The 23977-nt window shown below is 64.8% G+C and carries 23 protein-coding genes and 1 pseudogene; 2 read left to right on the top strand and 22 right to left on the bottom strand.

All coding sequences use genetic code 11. The features are described 5' to 3' along the window. Positions 1 to 52 precede the first annotated feature (52 nt). From L1080_RS36565 to L1080_RS36460, 22 genes and pseudogenes are all read right to left on the bottom strand, one after another. Positions 53 to 1186 carry an acyl-CoA dehydrogenase family protein gene (locus L1080_RS36565; protein WP_250773735.1) on the bottom strand — a complete coding sequence of 378 codons (1134 nt, stop codon included), beginning with the start codon at positions 1184 to 1186 and terminating at the stop codon, positions 53 to 55. Further along, the gene (locus L1080_RS36560) at positions 1183 to 2679 is read right to left on the bottom strand and encodes a class I adenylate-forming enzyme family protein (protein ID WP_250773734.1); all 1497 of its coding nucleotides are present in this window, start codon (positions 2677 to 2679) and stop codon (positions 1183 to 1185) included. The genes L1080_RS36565 and L1080_RS36560 overlap by 4 nt, the downstream gene beginning before the upstream one ends. An 11-nt stretch (positions 2680 to 2690) precedes the next feature. Beyond that, a complete protein-coding gene (locus tag L1080_RS36555; RefSeq protein WP_250773731.1) occupies positions 2691 to 2993 on the bottom strand; it encodes a hypothetical protein in 303 nt (100 codons plus the stop codon). A gap of 38 nt (positions 2994 to 3031) precedes the next feature. Then, entirely contained in the window at positions 3032 to 4120 is a 1089-nt protein-coding gene (locus L1080_RS36550; protein ID WP_250773729.1) for a phosphotransferase family protein, read from the bottom strand. After that, positions 4117 to 5409 carry an acyl-CoA dehydrogenase family protein gene (locus tag L1080_RS36545; protein WP_250773727.1) on the bottom strand — a complete coding sequence of 431 codons (1293 nt, stop codon included), beginning with the start codon at positions 5407 to 5409 and terminating at the stop codon, positions 4117 to 4119. The genes L1080_RS36550 and L1080_RS36545 overlap by 4 nt, the downstream gene beginning before the upstream one ends. 47 nt (positions 5410 to 5456) lie before the next feature. Further along, positions 5457 to 6599 (bottom strand): thiolase family protein, encoded by a 1143-nt coding sequence (locus L1080_RS36540; RefSeq protein ID WP_250773726.1) that lies wholly within the window; start codon positions 6597 to 6599, stop codon positions 5457 to 5459. After that, positions 6596 to 6883: a Zn-ribbon domain-containing OB-fold protein gene (locus L1080_RS36535; protein ID WP_250773913.1), complete on the bottom strand. Its 288-nt coding sequence runs from the start codon at positions 6881 to 6883 to the stop codon at positions 6596 to 6598. The genes L1080_RS36540 and L1080_RS36535 overlap by 4 nt, the downstream gene beginning before the upstream one ends. Before the next feature lie 9 nt (positions 6884 to 6892). Continuing rightward, a pseudogene (locus tag L1080_RS36530) lies at positions 6893 to 7042 on the bottom strand (zinc ribbon domain-containing protein); the annotation flags it as partial. 532 nt (positions 7043 to 7574) lie between these two features. Next, positions 7575 to 8018: a Zn-ribbon domain-containing OB-fold protein gene (locus L1080_RS36525; RefSeq protein WP_250773725.1), complete on the bottom strand. Its 444-nt coding sequence runs from the start codon at positions 8016 to 8018 to the stop codon at positions 7575 to 7577. After that, on the bottom strand, positions 8015 to 9196 hold the full coding sequence (locus L1080_RS36520; protein WP_250773724.1) for a thiolase C-terminal domain-containing protein: 1182 nt from the start codon (positions 9194 to 9196) through the stop codon (positions 8015 to 8017). The genes L1080_RS36525 and L1080_RS36520 overlap by 4 nt, the downstream gene beginning before the upstream one ends. Continuing rightward, positions 9189 to 10364 (bottom strand): CaiB/BaiF CoA transferase family protein, encoded by a 1176-nt coding sequence (locus tag L1080_RS36515; RefSeq protein WP_250773721.1) that lies wholly within the window; start codon positions 10362 to 10364, stop codon positions 9189 to 9191. The genes L1080_RS36520 and L1080_RS36515 overlap by 8 nt, the downstream gene beginning before the upstream one ends. Further along, on the bottom strand, positions 10364 to 11662 hold the full coding sequence (locus tag L1080_RS36510) for a CaiB/BaiF CoA transferase family protein (protein ID WP_250773718.1): 1299 nt from the start codon (positions 11660 to 11662) through the stop codon (positions 10364 to 10366). Before L1080_RS36510 ends, L1080_RS36515 begins: the two co-directional genes overlap by 1 nt. A 289-nt stretch (positions 11663 to 11951) precedes the next feature. Next, positions 11952 to 12716 carry an SDR family NAD(P)-dependent oxidoreductase gene (locus L1080_RS36505; protein WP_250773716.1) on the bottom strand — a complete coding sequence of 255 codons (765 nt, stop codon included), beginning with the start codon at positions 12714 to 12716 and terminating at the stop codon, positions 11952 to 11954. A gap of 15 nt (positions 12717 to 12731) precedes the next feature. Beyond that, entirely contained in the window at positions 12732 to 13967 is a 1236-nt protein-coding gene (locus tag L1080_RS36500; RefSeq protein ID WP_250773714.1) for an acyl-CoA dehydrogenase family protein, read from the bottom strand. 59 nt (positions 13968 to 14026) lie between these two features. Continuing rightward, on the bottom strand, positions 14027 to 14812 hold the full coding sequence (locus L1080_RS36495) for an SDR family NAD(P)-dependent oxidoreductase (protein ID WP_250773712.1): 786 nt from the start codon (positions 14810 to 14812) through the stop codon (positions 14027 to 14029). A gap of 82 nt (positions 14813 to 14894) precedes the next feature. Continuing rightward, positions 14895 to 15836 (bottom strand): PDR/VanB family oxidoreductase, encoded by a 942-nt coding sequence (locus tag L1080_RS36490; protein WP_250773710.1) that lies wholly within the window; start codon positions 15834 to 15836, stop codon positions 14895 to 14897. A 77-nt stretch (positions 15837 to 15913) separates the two neighbouring features. Further along, entirely contained in the window at positions 15914 to 16300 is a 387-nt protein-coding gene (locus tag L1080_RS36485; protein WP_250773709.1) for an ester cyclase, read from the bottom strand. Positions 16301 to 16351: 51 nt separating this feature from the next. Beyond that, on the bottom strand, positions 16352 to 17581 hold the full coding sequence (locus tag L1080_RS36480) for a cytochrome P450 (protein WP_250773707.1): 1230 nt from the start codon (positions 17579 to 17581) through the stop codon (positions 16352 to 16354). A gap of 16 nt (positions 17582 to 17597) precedes the next feature. Beyond that, positions 17598 to 17789: a ferredoxin gene (locus tag L1080_RS36475; RefSeq protein ID WP_250773699.1), complete on the bottom strand. Its 192-nt coding sequence runs from the start codon at positions 17787 to 17789 to the stop codon at positions 17598 to 17600. A 30-nt stretch (positions 17790 to 17819) separates the two neighbouring features. Beyond that, the gene (locus tag L1080_RS36470) at positions 17820 to 18653 is read right to left on the bottom strand and encodes a mycofactocin-coupled SDR family oxidoreductase (RefSeq protein WP_250773697.1); all 834 of its coding nucleotides are present in this window, start codon (positions 18651 to 18653) and stop codon (positions 17820 to 17822) included. Between the two features lie 548 nt (positions 18654 to 19201). Beyond that, positions 19202 to 20023, bottom strand: a complete 822-nt coding sequence (locus tag L1080_RS36465) for a FadR/GntR family transcriptional regulator (RefSeq protein ID WP_250773695.1) — start codon at positions 20021 to 20023, stop codon at positions 19202 to 19204. Between the two features lie 212 nt (positions 20024 to 20235). Continuing rightward, positions 20236 to 21306: an enoyl-CoA hydratase/isomerase family protein gene (locus L1080_RS36460; protein ID WP_250773679.1), complete on the bottom strand. Its 1071-nt coding sequence runs from the start codon at positions 21304 to 21306 to the stop codon at positions 20236 to 20238. A 31-nt stretch (positions 21307 to 21337) separates the two neighbouring features. On the opposite strand from L1080_RS36460, the gene L1080_RS36455 reads away from it, so the two are divergent. Next, the gene (locus tag L1080_RS36455) at positions 21338 to 22594 is read left to right on the top strand and encodes a CoA transferase (protein ID WP_250773676.1); all 1257 of its coding nucleotides are present in this window, start codon (positions 21338 to 21340) and stop codon (positions 22592 to 22594) included. Continuing rightward, positions 22591 to 23952, top strand: a complete 1362-nt coding sequence (locus tag L1080_RS36450) for an amidohydrolase family protein (protein ID WP_250773674.1) — start codon at positions 22591 to 22593, stop codon at positions 23950 to 23952. Before L1080_RS36455 ends, L1080_RS36450 begins: the two co-directional genes overlap by 4 nt. Positions 23953 to 23977: the final 25 nt, after the last annotated feature.

The following is a 23977-nucleotide window of genomic DNA, read 5'->3' as shown; positions in this document are numbered from 1 at the left end:
GCATTCCTTTCGTGCTCCGCATGAGGCGTCTGGGTGTTCGTCCCTCATGCTTTTAGCTCAGTGCGAGTTCGAAAAGGCGCTCGGCGTGATGCTGCGGCGTGCCCAGCAACCCCTGACTGCTCAGCGCCCGCCGATAATAGAAATGGGCAGGGTGCTCCCAGGTGAATCCGATACCGCCGTGGACCTGAATACACTCGCCCGCAGCGAGAACTGCTGCGGGAGCGCATGCCATCGCCACCATTGCGGCCGCGCGCGACAGCTCGGCGGCGCTGCCCTTCGCGGCCGCCCAGATACCGTGCTCGACTGCAGACTCGGCGCTCTGCACGGCGACAGCGACCTCTGCGAGCTTATGTTTGATTGCTTGGAAGGAACCAATGGGCCTTCCGAACTGTCTGCGTTCACGTGCGTATTCGACAGCCATATTCAGAACGAACTTCGCCTGTCCCAGCTGTTCGCATCCGATCGCCAGCAACGCGAGATCGCGGGCATGGGCCATCAACTGTCCGGCGTCGCCCACCACACCGACCACCTCTGCAGGGGCATCGTCGGCCGTGATCACGGCCAGCGGACGGGTGGGATCGAGTGTATGCATGGAGTCCCGTCGCAGGTGTTTGCTTTCGACGGCGAAGAGTGTGCACCCCGCAGCGTCCCGGACCGGTATCAGAATGAGATCCGCTGTTGCGCCGTCGATCACGAAGTCGCTTGTTCCCGACAGCGTGTGCCCGTCGGGCGTCTGTTGTGCAGCGAACGGAGCGGACTGCTCGGCGAATGCGTGGTCACCGATGAGGACCGGATCAAAGATCACGGTGGCGGTGGCCTCTCCCGCGGCAAGCCGGGGAACCCACTTGTCCGAGACAGCACACCCTGGTGCCGCAAGAAGAACTTCGGTGGCAACGAAGGTACTCAGGTAGGGCACAGTCGCTAACGCCGCTCCGAGTTCCTCCAGGATCACAGCGGACTCCGCGACGGTAGCCCCCACCCCGCCCAAAGCCTCGGGAACGGCCAGGGCTGGCGCAGCGAATTCTCCACTGAGGGCCGACCACAACTCCGTGTCGGCGCCACCCGCCGACGCCGCCTCGGCCCGTTCCAGAAGACTCTCGGACGGATTGACCTTGCGGACCATCGCGATGATCGATTCGCGAAGCATGATCCGATCTTCGGTGGCCTCGGAGTGTTCGAGGATCATGCCGTCGCACCTTCGAGCAGTGCGGCCAGCTCGGTTCGAACCTCACGGCGCAACAGCTTGCCGAGCTCGTTGTAGGGCAACTCGTCGCGGTAGTGGATTTGAGTGGGAACACGAGTCGAGCGCAGGGTCACGCGGACCAATTCCTGCAGCTCCTCCATCCCGGCCGCTGCGCCGGCAGCGAGCACCACCACAGCTTCGACCCGCTCACCCCACTCCGCGTCCGGCACACCGACAACGGCGACGTCGGCCACGGCCTCATGGCTGCGCAAACAGTCCTCGATCTCCGCCGGCGCGATGTTCTCGCCCCCGCGGACGATCACATCGTCAGCGCGTCCGTGCAGAAAGAGGTATCCGTCGACGTCGAGGTGACCATGATCGCGGGTGGGGTACCAACCGCCCTCCCCCACTGCCGAATGCGAAAGGTACTCACCCGAGACCTGTTCGCCGCGCACCCAGACTTCGCCCACCGCACCGGACGGTAACGCTGATCCATCATCGGAGCGCACTTCGAGTTCGATCGACGGGATCGGCCGGCCTACGGACCCCAGCCGCGCGCGAACTGACGGATCCGTGCTGGCCGCGGCGATCCGGTGGTCTTCGGGTCCCAGGACCGCGATAGTTGAGCTGGTCTCGGTGAGTCCGTAGGCGTTGACCAGATCTACTCCGGGGAGCAGTGCGAGCGCGCGCTCGACCGTCTCGATGGGCATCCGGCCACCGCCGTATGACAGGTGGCGGAGCGCGTCGAGTCTCCGACCGCGGCGTTCGAGCACCTCGAGAATCCGGTTCAGCATCGTCGGGACCACCATGGCGTGCGTGATGGCCTCTTCCGCGGCGAGGTTCACCCAGGATTCCGGGTCGAACGCGGGAAGCTGGACGATACGACGTCCGGAATACACCGATGTGAGCGCTGAACTCACCGAGGCGATGTGGTAGGGCGGGACCGACACGAGAATCGCTTCCTCGGGACCGGCATTGAAGAATTCCACTGTACTGACCACGTATGGCACAAGATTGGTGCTTCGCAGAACCGCAGCTTTCGGATCGCCACTGGTACCGCTGGTGAACAGCAGCACCGCTGGTGAGTGCTCGTTGCGTGCCACGACTGCGTCGTCTGCTGCGGTGTCCGGGGTAGACAGATCGAGCACGGTGACGCTGCTGCCGGCCTCGACTCGGGCGGTGAAGTCGGCGCCGGCAACCACCGCGACCGGCGCGAGCCGTTCGAGCGCGCGGCCGACCTGCTGATCGGTCCAGCGGTAGTTGATGGGTGCGAACGGCACACCTGCGTAGCTGCATCCGAACAGCAGCGCCACGCATGTCGGCGAGTTCAGGTCGAGGTACGCCAACGCCTGCGCGTCGAGTCTGCTGATCTGGGAGCCGTAACGACGGCTCAGTTCGAGTAGTTCGCGGTAGGTCAGTCCGTCGCGTCGGGTACCGACGGCGATTCGGTCACCGTCGGCGTCGGCGGCCATTTCCAACAGCATCGAAATATTCATGGTCGTACCAATCAGTCCGAGGAGGGAAGGGCCTTGGGCACGGACAACTCGAGGGTCCGGTCACCGGCCGATACGGAGCCGGCACCCGGCTTGACGCAAAGGACTTCCACACCGGACTCCGTGTCGATGTACCTTTTTCCCATCACGGTGCCCGCGTCGAAGCCGGCCTCCGGGACGCCGGCAGCTTGTGTCGACTCGTCCGCTGCCAGCATCGGTACACCACCGCAGCACAAGGTGACGTCTCCGCTGCCGGCGCGAATGACCATGACTTCGGTGCTGCAGACCGCGCTGCGCATTTTGGCACCAGTTTTCATTACCTACTCCTCAGTGATGTACATCGCGAAAGTCGATATCAGGTCAGCAACCCGAGGGCGCGACGGGCGAGCGGCGGAATCAGTGCGCCTCGCTGCCCCATCCGGGCATCGGCGGTCTGACCGCGAACGAAGCGGGCGTAGAGCTGTTGGAGAATGACCGCTGTCTTCCAGCATCCGAGGGCCTCGTACCAAGTGATGTCCGACAGATCGAGACTGCTGCTGCTGGCGTATCGGTCGATCACAGCGGCACGGGGCGGCAGGCCGAGTCCGTGCATTCCCGGAACCGCGATGAAGGCCGCATCCGAGTCGGGATCGAGTGTGCGGTCCGGCCAGTAGTTCAGCAACGTACCCAGATCCGACAGTGTGTCACCGGTGGTCGCCATGTCCCAATCGAACACCGCCGTGACGCGGTCCGGGTCGCCCGGCCGGAATTGGCAGTTGTCGATTTTGTAGTCGTTGTGCACGATTCCACTGCGCTGGCTTCGCGGCTTCCCCTTCACGAGCCGGATGGCGACCTCCCGCATGACGGCCGTGGTCTCCGGCGAGTCGACCTCCGGTTCCACCGCTGCCCAGCGTTTTTGCCAACCGCGGAGTTGCCGTTCGAGATAGCCGTCGGGTCGGCCCAGGTCGGACAGCCCCGCCTTGTCCGGATCCACCGCGTGCAAGTCGGCGAGGGCATCGATTACTGCCAGCCCGATACGTGCGCCGGCGTCGTCGAAGCCGGACATCGAGTCAGGTACCCGGTCCCAGACGACGACGCCCTCGCGGTACTCGTTGACGAAGAACTCCGCGCCGATGACCGACTCGTCGGCGCAGTGCAGGAGAGCGCGCGGCGCGCGGGGAAATTCTGTGTGCAGCTGTGAGAGCACCTTGTACTCGCGAGCCATGTCGTGGGCACCTGCGGCGATCGTCCCGAAGGGTGGTCGGCGAACCACCAATTGTCGCTCACCGAACGTGACCTGATACGTCAGGTTCGCTGAGCCGCGGGGGAACTGAAGAACCGAGAAGTCACCCTCGAGGTCCGGTAAATGCTCGCGCAGATACCGTTCGAGTCTGTCCCAGTCGAGCATCTCGCCGGCACGAACCGGTGCGAGCTCAGCCTGATCGTTGTTGACCTCGGTGCTCATAGCAGTCTCGCCAGCTCGAGATGCGCATACTTTTCCTGAGCCGCCGCCTCCAGGGCTGGAAGATGACGGGTCGGGAACAGGCCCGGGGCCGGGGTTGCAGTGCGCAGCAGTTGCTTTGCCACGGTCTGCAGGTGCAACTCGGTGGCACCGTCGGCGAGCCCCATGTGGTAGCTCTCCAGGATCCAGCGCCCGAACGGCAACTCCGTCGAAATGCCCAGTGATCCGTGGATCTGGGCGGCGCGTGAGGTCACGTCGAGAAGAACCCTGGGCATTGCGGCCTTGACCGCCGAGATGTCGACCAGGACCCTCTTGTAGTCGTTGTACTTGTCGATCTTCCACGCGGTCTGCAGCACCAGAAGCCGGAACTGTTGCAACTGAATCCACGACTCGGCGATCATTGCCTGCACCATTTGCAGGTCCGCCAGCCGTTGGCCGCGTGTATGGCGGGACACCGCTCGCTCGAGCATCATGTCCAACGACGCCTTCACCAGGCCCACGGTCCGCATCGCGTGGTGGATACGGCCTCCTCCGAGTCGGGTCTGCGCCACCTCGAAGCCCTGGCCGTCGTCCCCGAGGCGGTTACCGACGGGAATCCGCACGTCCGTGTACCGCATGTAGGCGTGAGTGGCCTCGTGGTCCTCGTGGCCGGACACACCGACGTTGCGGACGATCTCCACACCCGGGGTGTCGATCGGTACGAGGAACATCGATGCTCGCTTGTGCGGGGCGGCTTCCGGGTCGGTGACCGCCATGACGATGAGGAAGGTCGCGAATCGGGCGTGCGACGAGAACCACTTCTCTCCGTTGATGATGTACTCGTCGCCGTCTCGTACCGCACGAGTGATGAATCCCGTCGGGTCGGAGCCACCGGCGGGCTCGGTCATCGAGTAGGCGGACATGATGGCACCGTCGATCAGCGGCTCCATGTAGCGCTTCTTGAGATCGGCGCTGCCGAAGTGCGCCAGCACCTCCGCGTTACCTGAGTCCGGCGCCTGGCAGCCGAAGACCACCGGACCACTGTGGGTTCGCCCGAGGATTTCGTTGAGAAGGGCAAGCTTGAGCTGTCCGTAGCCTCGGCCGCCGAGATCAGGTGTGAGATGGCAGGCCCACAGGTTCCGCTCACGTACCTGCTGCTGCAGCGGGCGGATGAGCTGGTTACGCTTCGGATCCGTCACGTCCCAGGCGTGCTCGATCAACCGATCGAGGGGTTCGACCTCGGTGCGCACGAAGTCCTCTACCCACTCCAACTGCGCCTGGAATTCGGGATCGGTTTCGAAGTCCCAGCTCATCGCATGCTCCTAGAAATACGTAGTGACAGAGAAAAGTTCGTAGTGGACTAGCGGGACAACACGGTGCACGCGCTGATGCCCGGCGCTCCGTAGACGTGGCTGAAGGCCAGCTTCGGATCACCCGGTACCTGCCGGGCACCGGCAGCGCCGCGCAACTGCACCACGTTCTCGTACACCTGCCGAAGCCCGGTCGCACCGATCGGTTCACCGTTGGCGATGCACCCTCCGTCGGTATTGATCGGGATCCGCCCACCGATGGCGGTCTCACCCGCCGCGATCAGCGCCTGCTGCTCTCCGTGCTTGCAGAGTCCGGTCTCGGCCATATGCATGATTTCGGCACCCGATTCGGTGTCCTGGATCTGCGCGACGCCGATATCGGCCGGGTCCACGCCGGCAGCCTCGAAGGCCGCTCGCGCCGCTGTCACCGTGGGGCCGTCCGCGCGTTCGGGTGAGACCCACGGACTGAACACCTCGAACGAGCCGAACTGACGTGAACGCAGCTCGGCGGCCTCGAGGAATACCGGGGTATCGGTGTACTTCTTCGCCTGGTCAGCACGCGCAAGGATCAGCGCTACGGCCCCCTCTGCGGGAGAGCAGAACATGAACTGTGTCAACGGGTGACTGATCATCGTCGACGACAAGACTTGTTCCTCGGTCATCGGAGTCCGGCGCCACGCATGAGGAGCCAGGGACCCGTTACCGAACGCCTTCACCGCGACCTGTGCGAGGGTGTGCTCACCGATACCGTGTTCGGCCATGTACCGCTGAATCTTCATCGCGAAGAACTGAGTAGTCACCATCATCCCAGTCTCGCCGTACCACTGCCCCAGCCCATTCGCCTTGGGATCGGCGTTGAAGGCACCCTTGGGATGCTTGTCGAACCCGACAGCGATCCCCAGGTCGTGCTTGCCCGACGCGATCGTGTTCACCGCGGACGTCAACGCGCTACCGCCCGTCGCGCAACCATTGGAGACGTTGATGAACGGCAGACCGGTCAGCCCCAGCTCGGAGACGAGGGTGTCGGCGTTTCCGGCGGAATCGCTACCACCGTAGGCGAATTGAATATCGGACCATTCGACACCCGCATCCTCGAGCGCCGCCCGCGCGGCGTAGACGGCCTGGGCACGGCCGCTCACTCCCTCGGTCCGCCCGAAACGGTGAATCCCTACTCCAACGATCGCGACCTTCATTTCGTCTCCTTATCGCCGCCGGGGCCGAACGCGTAGGTCAGGACCTCGCAGCCGTCGGCGTCACGGTGGTTGACCATCGTGGTCAATATCATCGAATCGCCGATCTCGAGTTGGTCCGGCTCATTGATCGTCAACCGGGCCTCCACGATGACCGGGCCCAGGTCGACATATCCGACACCGAACGGGACGAAGTCATCCGGACCGAGGAACGGGTGTTTCGGCCGGAACGACTGCACGGTGTACGACCACAACGTTCCGGCCGACGGAAGCGGGACGCTGACCATCGAATCACCGCTGCATCGCGGACACGAAGCCTGCACCGGAAAAGTGACGGTCCCACAATCACCGCACCGCCCGCCGAGTAAAACCACACCCTGACCATCGATCCGAAGCACCTCGCTATCGATCGATCTAGCCGGCAACGATGCCTGCGTCGGCGTCATTCTCGAACTCCTGACTCGTCTGTTCCGAGGCTCCCGCCGAAGAACCGCATGTGCTCGACAGCAGTCACGACGTACCTCCGATTTTTTCGCGCGGTCGCGGTCAGGTACCTCACCGACCAGACATGTGCCTCACGTCACTCGCGACACACCGAGCATATTCATCATGAGGAAATAAAGCAATACCACTTTTCCCGGCCACAAGAAATGGAAGCCATTTGCGGCCGACCAGCCGTCATGGACCGGTATTGCCTATAGATGTGCCTAAATTCCATGGACTCTGCGGGAGATCGGCCGTTCCATCAGCGGCGTTCCGGCCTGAGCAGGCCATCGGAAATCCCGAATGCCCGCACTGCGGCGAGGCGGCATGCGCGGTGGTTGAGCAGTATCGGTGCGCCTATTCAACGGCGAATCCGAAACCTAACGCCCGCGTTCTGCCACTTCGGTTGCCAGTTGCAAATCCACCGCGCATGTAGCAGTGGAGATGCCGCTCGAACTCCCGCCTGGGTTGGGTGTGGTAGCGGGCTGTACCAGGTCAGCTGGCACGGGTGTCCGCTACGAGTTCCTTCGCGATGGTCCATTTGGGAAGCACCCTGGCGTTGCCATCACGATCTGGTCCGAGATCCTCGAATTCGATGACGAATTCGGTGTTCTCGTCGACGTCCACCCTGCCAGGTAGATGGCCGATCATCCGGACGTGCTGTTCACCGTGGACGTCGATCAGGACCACGGTGTACGGCGCGGGAAAGAGCGGGTGGACCTGGTGTTCGACAACGGTCCACGACCTTGCCCGGCCGCGGCCGGTGACGGCGGACCATCCGAGTTCGGCTCCGCCGCAACCCACGCACCGGGGCCTGGGCAGATGGATCCGGGTCCCGCAGTCCGTGCAGGTCAGGACACCCAGTTTCCCTTCCGCCGCCAACGCGAAGAAACCGCGAGTCGCCGGGTCGTCGACCCGCGGTGCCAGCCGGGCGCTCATGCCGACACCAGGATCAGCGCGGCGGTCGACGGCGGTGGGGCCGAGGTCACGAGGGACACCGACGCCCCCTGCACTTGGTTCGACGACTGTCCGCGGATCTGCCGAACACCTTCGACGACATGGTTCATTCCGTGGATGTAGCCCTCGGACATATGACCTCCACTCGTGTTGAACGGTATCGCCCCGCCGACTTCGAGTGCACCGGCCTCGATGAAGGTGCCGGCCTCCCCGCGGGCGCAGAAGCCGTAATCTTCGATCTGCAGCAGCGCAGTGATGGAGAAGCAATCGTAGAGCTGTGCGGAGTCGACGTCCTCAGGCCCGAGACCTGCACGCGCATAGAGCGTCTGCGCGCACTGCCGTGACGGCATCGACAGTGGATCCTCGCGCATCAACGCCGGGTACATCTGCCCCGGTTGCGGCCGAGGCCCACTTGCCATGGCTGCCGCACGGATCACGGCGGGGGGTTGCCGCAGGTCTCTCGCCCGTTCGGTGGTGGTGACGACAACCGCGGCGGCACCATCGGTCTCGAGACAATAGTCGAACAGGCGCAATGGTGTGGAGAGCATGCGCGAATTCATATAATCGTCCAAGGACATCGGACGGTGGTGCATCTGCGCCGTCGGATTGTTGTTGGCGTGTTTGCGCGCGACAAGTGCGATGTTCGCGAGTTGCTCTGATGTCAGCCCGGTCTCGTTCATGTACTGCTGGGCGATGAGCGCAAAGAACATGCCGGGAGAGAGCAGCCCGTACGGGCCGAAGAACTCCGTGAACGACTCGGCGCCGCCGATGACGGGATCCAGCTCGGCAGAGAGTCCGAACCGGTTGCCGGAGCGGCCGTTGAGGGAGCGGAAGACCACCACGGTGTCCGCCTGTCCACTCATGATCGCGGCGACGGCCTGTGCCACCATCGCGCACGGACCCGCCCCACCGGGACCCGCCTCACCGTAGTAGGTCAGATTGCGTGCGCCGATCGCATCACCGAGAGCCGCACAGGACACGAGATCCATGTCGTTGCGAACGATGCCGTCGACCTCGGCAGGATCTATGCCTGCGTCTGCCAGCGCAGCGAGCGCCGCGTCCGCCGCGAGAGCAGTCACGCTCACACCGGAGTTCTTCGAGAAGGCGCTCTGCCCGACTCCCGCGATTGCGCAGACGTCGCGTTGCCATCGATCAGTCATGTGTCAGGACCTCGTCTGTGTGCTCGCCGAGGCGCGGCGGACGGCTCGGCCCGCCGTCACCACCGGAGAATCGGTACGGGGTACCAGGAAAGAGGACACTGGATCCGTCGTGCATCTTCACGGGGACGAAGAACCCGCGTTCGGCGAGGTGCTCGTCGTCGAACAACTCTTCCGGGGCCCGCAGAGGCCCGATCGGCAGACCGCGCCCCTGACCCTCACGGTAGATCGTTCCCGAATCCTGAATGAGGAAGAAGACCTCGAGCAGTTCCTGGATGTGCGAAAAATTCTGCTGCCGATACGCCAGCGACAGGTACTCGTCGTCGACGAGGTCCGCCGCGACGCCAGCCGATTCCATCCACGAGGTCAGTGCCTTCCACGCATGCTGGTCAGCGAGGATGAGAGCGAAGTACACCCACACCCCGTCCGCGCACTGGAACAACGCCGGCTGCGTCGGTTCCGGTTGGGCGTGGCGGCAGGTCTGCCTCTGCACCAGTGCCTTCGGGTAGAACCAGTAGGGGTTTGCCAACTCCCCCGTGACCGCGATCGATTCGTGCATGGACACGTCGACCACCTGTCCCTGTCCGGTGTTCTGGCGCTCGATGAGTGCAAGAAGAAGTCCGCACAGCGCGAAGCTCGCGGCGGTCATGTAGCCCTGATTTCCGCCGGGCCGGATCGGCGGAATGGAATGGTCGTCGTACCCGCAGGTGGTGAGTAGCCCGCCCATCGCGAGCCCGACCAGATCGGAACTGCGGTAGTTCGCCCACGGGCCGGTCAATCCGAACGGCGAGACCGACAAGGCAATCAGCCGAGGATGCTCCGCGCACAGCCGTTCGAGATCCAATTCCTGCGCCGCCAGATCGACGGGCCGGCCGGTGGTCAGAAGGATGTCCGCGCCGGCGATGAGATGCGCGAGTGCAGCGCGTCCCTCCTCGCAACCGGTATCGACGGTGACCGAACGCTTCGACGTGTTGTAGGTCCAAAAGTTCAGGCTGTTGTCCGGATCGACATTGCCACCCGCGTAGGGCCCGATATGTCGGCTGGCCGCACCGTCGAGGGGCTCGACCTTGATGACGTCGGCGCCCTGATCGGCAAGTAGCTTGCCGGTATATTCGCCGGCCGGATCGTCAGCGAGCTCGACGACGACCAGTCCACTGTATGCGAGTTCCATCAGATCACGCCCTCTGCGGTAAGCGTCGCAATTTCGTCCTCGCCGAGTCCGAGGATGTCGCCGAAGACATACTGATTGTCTTCCCCGAGCAGGGGTGCGCTGCGCCAATTGTCTTGGACGGTGCGAGAAAATTGCATGGGTGAACCTTCGAATTTCGCCACTCCGATGACCGGGTGATCCAACTCGAAGAAGGTGCCGTGTAGGTCGATTTGGGGGTCCGATTCGGTGAGGTCTTGCGAGTTCCGCACGGCACCGGCGGCCACACCGGCGGTCTGCAGCAACTCCATCGACTCGTGTGCGGGCCGACTAGCGGACCAGCGGGAGATGTGCTCGTCGAGCTTGTCCTGGTGGGTGAAACGCGAGGATTGATCCGCGAACTCCGGTGATGACGCCCATTCGGGGTTTCCGAGTGCGGTCACGAACCGGGACCAGTCCGCATCGTCGAACACCGCGATCGCGAGCCATTTGTCCTCGCCCGCTGCTGGATAGACCCCGTGCGGGGCCGCATGGGGATGGTTGAGGCGGTTCCCGTTCGGGTATCCGGGTCTGCGGGTCGTGGCCTTGTTCACGGACACGTCGAGCAGGTCCGGTCCGATCAGATTGATGCCGGCCTCGACGGCAGAAACGTCGATTTCCTGCCCTTTGCCGGTGGCGTTGCGTTGCATAATTGCCATCAGCAGTGCCGCCGAATTATAGTACGCGGCTTGGTTGTCCATGTAGGACAGTCCCCAACCGGACGGTTCCCGGTCCGGCAGACCGGAGATGAAGGACAATCCGCACACCGCTTGGATCACTGGGCCGTAACTCTTGAATCGGTGGTGTGGTCCGCTGTGCCCGAATCCGCTCATCCGCGCGAAGATGACCTCGGGGTTGATCTCCCGCAGATCGTCGTAGGTCAGTCCCCACTTCTCCATGACACCGGGGGCAAAGTTCTCGGTCACAACCGAACTGGCGCCGATGAGCTGCCGCACCAACTGCTGGCCGCGTTCGCTCTTCATGTTCACGGTGATGCCGAGCTTGTTGCGGCTGTAGTTGTTGAACAGCCCACCCTTGTTCGGATCCGGATTCGGATCTTCGTCACCGTACGAACGCAGTTCGTTCTTGTAGATCGGCAAGCGCCTGGGCATGTCCAGTCGATCACGTGCCTCGATCTTGATGACCTCGGCGCCGAAGTCTGCCAGCAGGCGCGTCGCGACAGCACCAACGCCCATCCAGCAGAAGTCCGCGATTCGCACACCGGCGAGCGGTCCGGTGCGCTGTTGGGGCAGGCGCCGCCCACTGTCCAGCTGTGTCTGCATTGGCCGCGTGTGCTCTAGTGCCGTCACCGCGTGCCTCCCATCCTCGTCGTTTGTCGGGGTATCAACCGGGCAGCTCACTCACCGGACGTTCGTGTGCCTCGGGTCGCTCCCGTGCACCGAGCATAATTATCATGAGGAATATTGGCAAGAGTGCTCATGGGGAAATACCCGCACGAGCCGCGAACCCCACACATAGGGAAATTCACACGCGGGGTTTGCAGGGATCGGCGCTGAAAGTCCTTACCTGTCAATCAAGTAGAGGCGAACTTGCCAGGGGCCCGACAACGAATTATCCGACGGCCATTCGGCCACCGTCGACAGGCAGGATCGTCCCCGTGGTGTAACTCGAGGAGTCGCCGGCGAAGTACAGCACCGCTCCGACAATTTCCTCCGGCCTGCCACCACGCGAGATCGGCCAGGCTCCCGCGAGATCGTCAAAGTCGTCCATGTCCCAGCCCTTGCTGATGTCGGTGAAGAAGGAGCCGGCCATCACGCAGTTGACTCGGACCCCAGGTCCGTAGGCGGAGGCGAAACCCTTCGTCAGCGAGTTGAGACCGGCCTTGGCTGCGCCGTACGGAATGTAGGCCGGGGCCGGCCGCTCGGATGCGTTGCTACTGATGTTGATGATCGATCCGCCGCCCGCTTCGGCCATTCGCGCCGCGACGAGGGCGCTCAGCCGGAACGGACCCTTGAGGTTCACGTCGACGATCTTGTCGAACAGCTCTTCGCTCACGGCTTCGATACTCGGATACAGCGGTGCGATGCCGGCATTGTTGACCAGCACGTCCAACTTCCCGAAGGTCGAGTACACCTCGTCGATCAGGGTCGGCAGCGTAGCCCAGTCACCCACGTGTGCTGCCACGCCGAGCGCCTTGACCCCGGTCTTGGCCTCGATGTCCGCAGCGAGCTCCCGGCACGGCTCGACCTTACGGCTCGCGATCACGACGTGCGCGCCCTCTTCGGCGAACGCCCAGGCCATCGAGGCTCCCAGGCCCCTGCTTCCGCCGGTGATCAGGACTACTTTGCCGGACAGATTGTGTCGATCGGTACTCATGGTTCCTCGATTCGTTCAGGCGCTCGAGCGTGACGTCGATTCACGCCACGACATGCCCTTGTCGGCCCGCGCTTCTGCGGGAAGCCCCAGCAGTCGTTCGGCGATGATGTTGCGCTGGATCTCGTCGGAGCCGCCCGCAATGCGGTAACCGGGCGCCCCGAGAACGTGCTCGTTCCACCCGTAGGTTCCCGGTCGCCCCGTGTCGGCGAGGAGCGTGCGTCCCAATATTGCAGTGGCGGTGTCGGACACCAACTTCAGCTTGTCCACCCACTGCACCTTGCGGACCGATCCCACCGCGCCGGGAGCGCCTCCCGCCTGGCGTGCCTGGCGATCGCGGAGGAGGTCGATCTCGGCCAGTGTCTGGCGAAGGTAGACCTGGGCCAGTTGCTGCCGAATCTGTGGATCACCGATCTGTCCGGCAGCGCGTGCGGAGGCAACGAGCTGGCTGAATTGTCCGCCGACTCCCGCTGTGTTCGAGCTTCCTCCGCGTTCGAATGCCAGCGTCGTCAACGCGACATTCCAGCCCGCCCCCACCTCGCCCAGCCGCAGACGGTCCGGGACACGGACGTCGGTGAAGAAGACCTCGTTGAAACTGGTACCTCCGGACATTTGCCGGATCTGGCGTACTTCCACACCCGGTGCGTCGAGCGGCACCAGGAACGCGGTCATTCCCGCGTGTTTCGGTACATCGGGATCGGTGCGGGCGATGAGTTCACCCCACTCGGCGAATTGCGCGCCCGAGGTCCACACCTTCTGCCCGTTGATCACCCACCCGTCACCGTCTCGGACGGCGCGAGTGCCGAGGGAGGCGAGGTCGGAGCCGGCCCCGGGCTCGGAGAACAACTGGCAGGCAAGGAGTTCACCGCAGAGCATCGAGGGCAGAAAGGTCTTCTTCTGTTTGGGCGTCCCGAGGATGCGGATGGTCGGGGCGATCAAGTGCATCGTGACCGAGAACAGCTCGTGTGGCGCCAACGGCAACAGCGCCGACTCCTCCCTCGCGAATACATCGGCGTGCTCGACGCTCAATCCGGCGCCGCCGTCCTCGACCGGCCAGTCGATAGCACCGTAGCCGGCGTCGAACTTGATGCGCTGCCACCTCTTGTGCTCCTCGAGCAACGCCTGTTCCGCCTCGAACGGCAGTGAATGGAACACCGCCACATCGAACGGGTCCCGCTCCGTAGTGCCCGCGACGGCGCCGACGTTCTCGCGCAACCATGTGCGGGCCTGTTCACGAAACTCTGACAGGGTCATACAACCTCCGAAAAATTATGCTGCGAAAGCACCCGGCCCCGGCTAGGAAGCTCCGGTGATCAGTACAGCGACTCTCCGCCGTCGACGATCTGGTTGGTGCCGGTGATGAACTTTGCGCTCGGACTGCACACGAACACCGCGGCCGCGGCCATGTCTTCGACGCTGCCGGCTCGACCCAACGGAACTGTCGCGGCCATCCTCTCGAAGATCTCCGGGTTCCGCTCCAGCGCCATCGGGGTTGCGGTGATGCCGGGTGAGAGAGCGTTGACCCGTACGCCGTGCTCGGCCAGCTCATAGGCTGCCACGCGCACAAACTGATTGAGTCCCGCCTTGGTGGTCGCGTAGTGAATCGTCGCTGGCCGCGTCCCCAGTGCGCGGACCGACGACAACACGAGGATCGCCGCATTCTCGCTCTTGTCCTCACGTGCCGCCATCCGCGTCGCGGCCTGGTGACAGCAGCGGAAGGTGCCCGTGAGGTTCAAGTCGATCGTGTTGGTCCACACCTCCTCCGTCATCTCCAGGAACGGGACCATCGATCCACTGCCCGCGTTGGCGACGAAGATGTTGAGCGTAGGGAAGGTGCGGTCTGCCAGTGCGAACATCGCGCCGACCGATTCGGGGTCGCGGATGTCTACTTCCGCAATCTCGACCTGCTGCCCCGGCGACGCGAGCTCCTGCAGTTCCTTACGAGCGAGCTCGAGCTGTGGTCGCCGACGGGCCGCGATCATCACACTCGCCCCGGCTTCCACCATTCCCTTCGCAATGCCGAGCCCAATGCCTTCGCTGGCACCGGTCACAAGCACGTACTGCCCGGCCAGCACACCCTGGCTTCCGCTCTCTCTCATCACGACACAGCTCTCCTTCGGTTCTGTCCGCTGCGCGACTGCGGGATGAGCGCCACTACCGACGTCCGCACGAACGGATGTATTACGCGTCGAGACGCAGTGAGACCGAGCGCGCGCGTGACACACACAGCATCATGGTCTGACCGCATGCACGCTCATCGTCGGTCAACACCGAATCCCGGTGGTCCGGAATGCCCTCGAGGACCGCAGTTTCACAGGTTCCGCAGGTTCCCTCGTTGCACGAGGAGAGTATGTCGATTCCGTTCTCCTCGGCCACGGACAGGATCGTGCGATCGGCGGGAACGGTGACCGTGATACCGGACTGTGCGAACTCGACGTCGATGTCATGCTCGGGTCCGTCAAGTTCGACCTCTTTTGCCACGAACCGCTCAGTGCGCAGAGTTCGTTTCACCGGCCCGACCGTGCAGAGGTCTTCCAACTTGGCCAGCAGCCCTTCCGGACCGCAGGAGTAGATGATGGTCTGCGGATCTGTGGCGGCGACGAGCCCGTCGATGTCGGGCATCCCCCGTTCGTCGTCCGGCCAGATCTGGACGCGATCGCCGAACTTGGCCAACTCGTCGAGGTAGGCCATGCTGGCCCGCGATCGTCCGGCGTAGAACAGCTTCCAGTCCCGGCCTTCACGTTCGAGCTGCATGATCATGGGGATGAGGGGGGTGATGCCGATGCCACCGGCCACGAACTGAACCGCAACTCCCTCGGCGAGAGCGAAATGATTGCGCGGCGTGCTGACCGTGACCGACGCCTGCTCTTCGAGCGAGTCGTGAACGAACACCGATCCGCCGCGGCTGTTCGGCTCCCGCAGCACCGAAATGACCCACCGGTTATCGGTCACTGCAAAGCCGGTCAGCGAATACTGGCGAATCAATCCGTTGCCCACGTGAAGATCGATGTGAGATCCGGGCTCCCAGCGCGGAAGTGCGTCACCGCCGGCGGCTTCGAGTGCCAGTTCGACGATGCCGTCGGCGACCGGGCGTCGTTCGACGACGCGTAGATCGAGGTTCATGTTCACTTCCCAAACATTTGTGAAGGGTGCCGATTCCCTCGAAGCGGAACGAACCCGCTTCGAGGGAGCGCAGCGAGTTATCCGTAGTCACACCACTCGGTCAAGCGACCGTTCTCGAACGTCATGATCGACAGCACGTTGAGCTTGCAGTGCTCGCCGGCCTTACCGAACCCGGGAACGTCCGCTGTCGCGGTGCCCTGCCACGTGGTCTCCCGCAGGACCGAGTTACCGGTCACCGCCCACCGGGTGGTTTCACCGATCGAGCGGTCGGGAAAGACCTGCTTCATCTGTTTCACCGTCTCGATCATCAGATCGCGCCCGGTTGCGGCGACGCCACGATTCTGGTGCACCACCACGATGTTCTCGTCGACCAGGTCGTGGAGCGCGTCGAGGTCGAGGTTGTTCCACGCATCGACGACCTTGTGGGCCTGCGCCAACAGTTCTTCCGGAGCCGGGTTGGTCATGAGTAATCAGTCCTTTTAGGTGAGCGTGAGATGCGAGGGTGGGTGGGGTCGTCAGTTCGTGAGCACTTCGATGTCGAGCTCGTGAATTCCGCGGGTGGGCATCGAGTGGTATCCGATTCTCTGCCCCTCCACCAAGGTGAACTTCGGCATTTTGGCAATGATCCGCTCGAGTACCAGAGTCATCATCACGCGCGCGAAGTTGGATCCGAGGCACCGGTGGGGCCCGATGCTGAAGGCGATGTGGTTCTTCTCCTTGCGGTGCAGGTCCCACTGGTGCGGGTTGGGAAACTTCGTCTCGTCGCGGTTGGCCCCGTTGTACGAGGTCCATACCTTGGCGCCCGCGTCGAGCTCGGTCTGGCCGACCGTAACGGGGCACGTGGTGGTCCGCTGCAGTGCCGTGACATTCGCGAACATGCGCAGGCCTTCTTCGACTGCGTGGGGAACCAGGTGCGGATTCTCCACCAATTCGGCCAGGTCATCGGGATGAGTGGCGAGGTGATGAACGATGCCGCCGAGAATGGTGCCGGTCGATTCCAGACCGGCAATCGACAGCGGGAGTACCACGGCGATGCGCTCGGACAGGGTGGGCTCGCGGCCGTCGATCTCCTCGACCTGGCACACGAGGCTGACCAGGTCGTCCTCGATCGGATCGGCCATACGCGCCTTCACCAGGGCTTCGATGGCGGCGTAGAGGCTGGCGAATGCATTCTCCGACGCCTCCGCCGTCTCACCGACGAAGATATCGTGTGCCCATTGCATCCAGTCGTCGATTTGGTCGCCCTCGAGCTGGAGCAGATTACTGAAGACCGCGCGGAGCTGCAGCGGGCGCAGGAAGTCTTCCATCACGCTGAACCGGCCACGCTCGATCCCCGCGTCCAGGAGCCTATCGATCTCCGCGGTGATCGACGGCGCGAAGACTTTCATCTTCTCTTCCGTCAGTTCCGGGTTCAAGATCTTCCGCCAATCCGTCTGCGCCGGCGGATCGAGGTCCTCGGGGAGGAACCGGCCCTCATTCTTCGGCGGTGCCGCCCGGTTGTCGTGGCCGAGAATCGCGACGCCCCCTTCGGAGGAGAAGCGTTTCCAGTCACGCAGGATCTTGAAGACATCTTCGTAGCGGGTGGCCACGTAGCAGGGGGTATCGCCCTGCGTATGGACGCTGAGCTCGTCGAGTTTCTGCATGCGATTGATCTCGGGCCAGAAATTGTCGTTGAATTCCGCCGACCACATATCGACGGGGCATCTACCGGCCGTGGCCGTCTCCGACTGCAACTGTTCTGTCATTTCCAAATCCTGTCTCTCACACGGTGGTAATTGCGGCTTCGGGACACACGGCCAGAATCTCGTCTACCGAGCTCGACGCCGGCACCACACCGTCGTTCTTCACCTGAGCGCGGCCCTCGTCGTCGGGTTCGAACAAATCAGGAAACAGCGCGTAGCACCTACCGTGCGCCTGGCAGAAGTCCTGATCTATCGCTACCTTGTTCGTCATTTCGACTCCAATCGATGTCTTCCGGCACCTTCAGGCGCGTGCGAGTTGTCCGCCATCGACGGGAATCGCTGCGCCGGTGACGAAACGGGCTTCGTCCGAGGCAAGCCACAGCACGGCGTTGCTCACATCCTCGGGCTCTACCCACGGGATCGGGAGAAGCGTGAGGTTGCTGAAAAGGTCTGCCGCATCCGCGGGAGTTGGGTTCTCGATATCGGGAAGGAACATCTTCAGCAGGCTCTCGTTGATCGCCATTTCGGTGTTGACGGCGCCGGGATTGACCGAGTTCACCCGGATGTTGTGTTGACCCACCTCGTTCGCCAGCGACAGCATCAGCCCCTGCATGCCGTGCTTGGACGCGCTGTAGTGCGCCTGCCCGGGCGCGCCGCGCAACCCGACCGTGGAGCTGACGAAGATGACCGATCCCCCCGCTCCGCGCTCGATCATCGAGGGCAGCACGGCTCGGCACGAATGCCAGGCTCCGACGAGGTTGGTGCCGAGAATGTCTTCCCACTGCTGGTCGGTGAGCCCGACGACCGATCCCTGATTCGAGATGCCGGCGTTGGAGACGAGAATGTCGATTCCGCCGAACTCACGGAGCGCCTCGTCGACAACCACATCCAAGGACGCCTGGTCCCGCACATCGGCGGCACGCGCGATGATCCGGCGGCCTTCCTTTTCGACCAGCCGCACCGTCTCCTCGAGGTCCTCGGGGGTGCCGGACGTGTAGTCGAGATTGGCCTGCTGCCTGCACAGATCGACCGCGACGATGTCGGCGCCTTCCTGCGCAAGCCGGACGGCGTGGGTACGCCCCTGTCCGCGAGCAGCACCAGTGATGAACGCGATCTTGCCATCCAGCCGTGTCACTTGATTGCCTCCTAGGGCAGCTGTCTCGGCGGTTACGCCAGGTACTCAAAACAACTGGCGGCGCCAAGCAGAAGAAGAGATGTCGAGAGCGCATCGCAGCAAGCCGACGAGCCCCGCTTCGTAGGGTCTCGTTAATCCAGTCACATCCCGGACAACGTGAGATCCATATTGCTCATGAGGAACTCCGATGTCAAGGGGTGTCCCTATTTGCGCTGTGCGACCTCGACGGCTTGACAAAGTCGGCTTGACCAGCACTTTCGATATCTCCGCCCACAGCGTAAGGAATGCGTCGAGACCCCGGCAAAACAACAGCGCGAACTCGAGTCGCTCGAGACTCGCCGATCAACGAAGAGCGGACAGGACAAAAATGCCCGCAGATCGTGCAAAGCCTCCCGAATCGCTTCGGGTACGACTGATACCGGTCAGATGAGTTTCCCCGGCATGTCAAGCGCGGCCGAAACACGCCGGCCTCCACCATGAAGTCGGCATTCGGTGTACCTGCTCAGTTCAGGCGCGCCGGTTGCGCGCGTAGCCAGTTCGGCGTCAGCTCACAACCACTCGATCGGAGAATCGAGCGATCCTCCCAGGCGATCGCGGCAGTAGTCGACCACGCCACGCAGGTGCTCTTCCATGAGATCTCGGGAACGTTTGGGCTGCCCAGCAGCAACTGCCCGGGCAATCTTGTGGTGATCGTCGACGAGAACGTTCCGGAGTGCGCGTGGGTCGTCGACCATCGCGACGTGGTGCGCAACGATCTGGCCGTAGGATTCGAGACTCAACTCGAGGACCCGATTGCGAACCAACGAGGCAACGGCCCCGTGAAACCCAGCATGCTCCTCGAGATAGCCCTCGAGGACATCTTCGGATTCGTGATGGTGCCCGTCCATGAAGGGGGCCATGGTCGCGGCGCGCATGTCGACGTCCGGATTCCGAGCCGCACGCTCGGCCAGTACCCCCTGTCCCCACACCCACGCCTCGAAGAGTTCCTGGTAAGTGGCACCCGACATGTGAAAGAACAACGCCGAGACCCGCCCGAGGTGCGCCGCACCCACAGAACCGACCACGGGCCCGCCCCCGGGACCTCGTCGAATCGCGATCATTCCCTGCACCTCGAGTAGGCGCAGTCCTTCCCTCAACGATTCTCGGCTCACACCGTACTGCGTGAGCATCGCCGCTTCCGACGGCAGCCCATCGCCCGGCCGGAGGTTCTGAGCACGGATGTCACCGACAATGTTCCGTGCGATGACTTCAGCGGCCTTGAGCGGCCTAAGCAGCGAGGATCCACCAGCCGCAATCGGAATCGGGCGGTCACCGTTCGTCTCGCGCTTGCGCGTTTCGCGCTTGCGCATCCCTTCACTACGTACGACCATCGCGCCATCCTCGTGGAGTACCGGACCTACACACCACCGATTCGCGGTGCGCGCGGCACCCTAGAACGCGGACGTGCTGGACATCACATCGGAGATTATCATGATGTTTTGCAACCCATCTTGAAGACGTCACTGATTGCGCGCCAACAGCGCTGCCGAGACCGCCGCGCCGGTGGATGAACCCCTCCTCGAAGGCGTACAGCACACGCGTATCACCGACCCGGGCTGATCTCATCCACAAGGCCCCACGCCAGCGCGGTGCCGGCGTCGAGGGCGGCACCCGTCGCGCACAGCCAGAACGCCCGCCACCGCCCGATCCGCCGAGGCACGCCCACCGTCCCGCCCGCCCCCGGGATCAATCCCATCGACACCTCCGGCAACCGGAACACCGTGCCCGGCGCTGCCACGATCCGGCCCGCGAACGCCGGCACCTCGATGCCAGCTCCGACACAGCTGCCATGCACCCGGACCTCCATACGGTCGGCCAACTGCGAAACCAGTCGGGCCGCGCCGGCGCGGGTACGGATCAAATGCGCGGTCGCGAGGTCCGGGGTGGTACCGAACTCGTCCAGGTCGCCGCCCGCGGAAAACACCGGCCCGGACCCGTCGAGGACGATCGCCGTGATCGTGTCGTCCAGTATTGCCAGCCGCAACGCCTCGACGAGGCCATCCCGCACCTCGGCGCCGTACGCGTTGCGCCGCTCGGGCCGATTCAGGGTGATGTGTAGCCGCTCGGCCTCGCGGCGCATCAGCACCGGGTCCTGCGGTGCCGGCGGCGGCAGCGGGCGAGGACCCCGTTGCTCGAGCCAGCGCCGGAAACCCGGGGTGCCGAGCAGGGTGGAGTAGGCCAGCGACTCGACGTCGATCGCCTCCGGCACCGGCAGACCCTCCGACAGCCGCAGCACCTGCCCAAGGACGATCGCGGCGTGCACATTGGCCGCCACCGCGTCGGACAGTTCGACGACCGCCGCGTCCGGATCTCGGGCGCCGACCAGCCGACGGTCGACCGGAGCGGCGTCGGCGATAATCGTGGTGTCGAGACCGGCCACCAGATCCGCGACCGCCTCCGGCACCGGCCCAGGGGTGCGGCGCACCCCGACCAGCAACCGGTCGGAGTGCAGCGCCCGCTCTCGGGCGCGGGCCGCGGTCGCCGCATCGACCGCGGTGTCGAGATCCACGACGAGCATCGGAGTGTCGACGACCGCACCTTCGGTGAGCAGCGGTGTATCGGCGGCACCGTCGGCGAGGTCGTGCGGGCTGATGACGGGGTGTGCGGTATCCACGGGATACAGCGTGCCAGCATAGGATTGACCGGTGTCCTCCCCTCCCCCGCTTGCGCGCCCGGCGCCGGATCCGGTGCGGGACTGGGCCGAAAGCGGAGTCGTCGCCCTCACCGGCCGCCCAGAGGGGCCGCCGGTCGTACCACCGGGCCGGGCCGCCACACTCGCGCGCGCAATGTCGTCGTGGATCTCCGACGTCAGTGCCCTCGGCAGTCGGCGTGTCGACGTCGATGGTGCCCGGTTGCTCGCGGAGCGTGCGGCCTTCACCGGATGTAAGCGCCACGGTCAGGTGTCGGTGGGCGGCAGCTGCCGGCTGCTGCCGACCGCCGACGGGTGGGCGGCCGTGTCCTGCGCCCGCGCCGACGACCCCACCCTGCTGGGGGCGTTAGTCAGCGAGGCTGTCGACGAGAACGACCCCTGGCCGGTCGTTGCCGACTGGCTCCGCACCCACACCGGCGCCGAGCTGGCCGATCGCGCGGAACTGCTCGGTGTCGCCGCCGGTCCCGTGTCCCGGGCAAGCACACCCCCGCCCGTTCCGGTGCCGCTGTATCCCCGGCCTGTCGGCGGGCTCCTCGTCGTCGACTTCAGCGCCCTGTGGGCCGGCCCGCTGTGCGCCCATCTGCTCGGACTCGCCGGCGCGCGGGTGGTGAAGGTCGAAACCCCCGACCGCCCCGACGGCGCCCGGCGCGGCAACCCCGACTTCTACCACCTTCTGCACGGCGGTCACGAATCGGTGGTCCTCGACCCCACGACCATCGGCGAACGACGGGCGCTGGCGGCGCTCGTCGACGCCGCCGACATCGTCATCGAGGCCTCCCGCCCCCGTGCCCTGACCCGGTTCGGGCTCGACGCGGCCGCCATCGTCGCCCGCGGGGCCACCTGGGTGTCGATCACCGCGGCGGGACGATCGTCGAACCGTATCGGTTTCGGTGACGATCTCGCCGCCACCGCCGGACTCGTCGCATCCGATTCCGACGGCACACCGCTGTTCGTCGGGGACGCTATCGCCGACCCGCTCACCGGGATCACCGCCGCGGCCCTCGCGATGTCCGCACCCGCCGACCGGTCGGGACGGCTCTGGGACCCGTCGATGTCGGACCTCGTCGCCGCCACCCTCACCGACCAGCCTGTGCCGCACCCCTTCCGACGCGGCAACGGCTGGGTGGTCGACACCGCGTCGGGTGTCGTGCCGATCGCCGAGCCGCGACCCCGCACACCGGCCGGAAGCCCCGTCCCGTCCGGCGCGGACACCGCCGCCGTGCTGGCCTCGCTGAGGATCGCGGCGCTGTGACCGACCTCCTGATTCGCGACGCTGAGGTCGACGGCGTTCCCGGACTCGACGTGGCAATCGCCAGCGGCCGGATCACAGCAGTCGGGCCGAACCTGGTCGCGCCGTCGACTGCCGCGGTGATGAACGCCGACAGCGGCGCCCTCATCCCCGGCCTGCACGATCACCACCTGCACCTGCACGCAATGGCCGCCGACGCCCTCTCGGTGCGATGCGGGCCACCGCACGTCCACGACCCCGCTGCCCTCACGGACGCGCTCGGACGCGCACCGGGCGACGACAACGGGTGGGTTCGCGGCGTCGGCTACATCGAAACCGTCGCAGGCCATCTCGACGCCGACACCCTCGACCACCTCCACGCGGCCCGGCCGGTCCGCATTCAGCACCGCAGCGGCGCGATGTGGGCACTCAACAGCGCGGCCGTACTCGCCGCACGTCTCAACGAGGCATCTCATCCCGGTGTCGAACGCGCACCAGACGGCCGGCCGACCGGGCGAGTGTGGCGCGCCGACACCTGGCTGCGCGACCGTCTCCCCCCGTCCCGGCCGCTGCGCCTGAACACCATCGGCGCCACCCTCACCCGGATGGGGGTCACCGGAGTCACCGACGCCACCCCCGACCTGACCCCACACTCCCGTTCCGCGATCGAGGCATCGATCGCGGACGGCAGCCTGCCCCAACGAGTGCACCTGCTCGGCGCACCCGTGGATCTCGAAACATTCTCTCCTCCAGCACGTCTGACCGTCGGTCCGTACAAAATCATCCTCGCCGACTCCGGGCTCCCGGACCTCGACGACCTGGCCGCCCGGATCCGTCAAGTCCACGACCGAGGCCGGGCGGTCGCCGTGCACTGCGTCACCCGCGAGGCGCTGCTGATCCTGCTGGCGGTGCTCGATGAGGTCGGGACCATCCCCGGCGACCGCATCGAGCACGGCGCGATCATCCCCGCCGAGACGATCGACGACCTCCACCGGCGCGGACTCACCGTGGTCACCCAGCCCGGCTTTCTCGCCGACCGCGGCGACGACTACCTCCGCGACGTCGACGAGCGAGACCTACCCGATCTGTACCGCTGCCGGTCGCTGATCGACGCTGGCGTACCAGTCGCATTGTCCAGCGACGCCCCCTGCAGCCCCGTCGACCCCTGGGCGGCGATCACCGCCGCCGTAACCCGCCGCGCCCCGACCGGGGCAATCGTGCGGAGCAGTGAATGCATCACCGCCGCACAGTCATTGGCGCGCTACCTCACTCCCGCGGACGACCCGGTCCTATGCGCCCCCCTCGCCGACGTACTCGCCGCACCCTCCGCCGACGCGGTCCAAGCCACCCTGATCCGTGGACACTGTGCCTATCTGGGTTAGAGCAGGGTTAGAGCGACCAGACGCC

Source organism: Rhodococcus sp. MSC1_016 (assembly GCF_023667485.2).
Taxonomy (GTDB): domain Bacteria; phylum Actinomycetota; class Actinomycetes; order Mycobacteriales; family Mycobacteriaceae; genus Rhodococcus_F; species Rhodococcus_F oxybenzonivorans.
The sequence above is the reverse complement of the archived record's forward strand: the minus strand, read 5'-3'. Positions and strand labels throughout refer to the sequence as shown.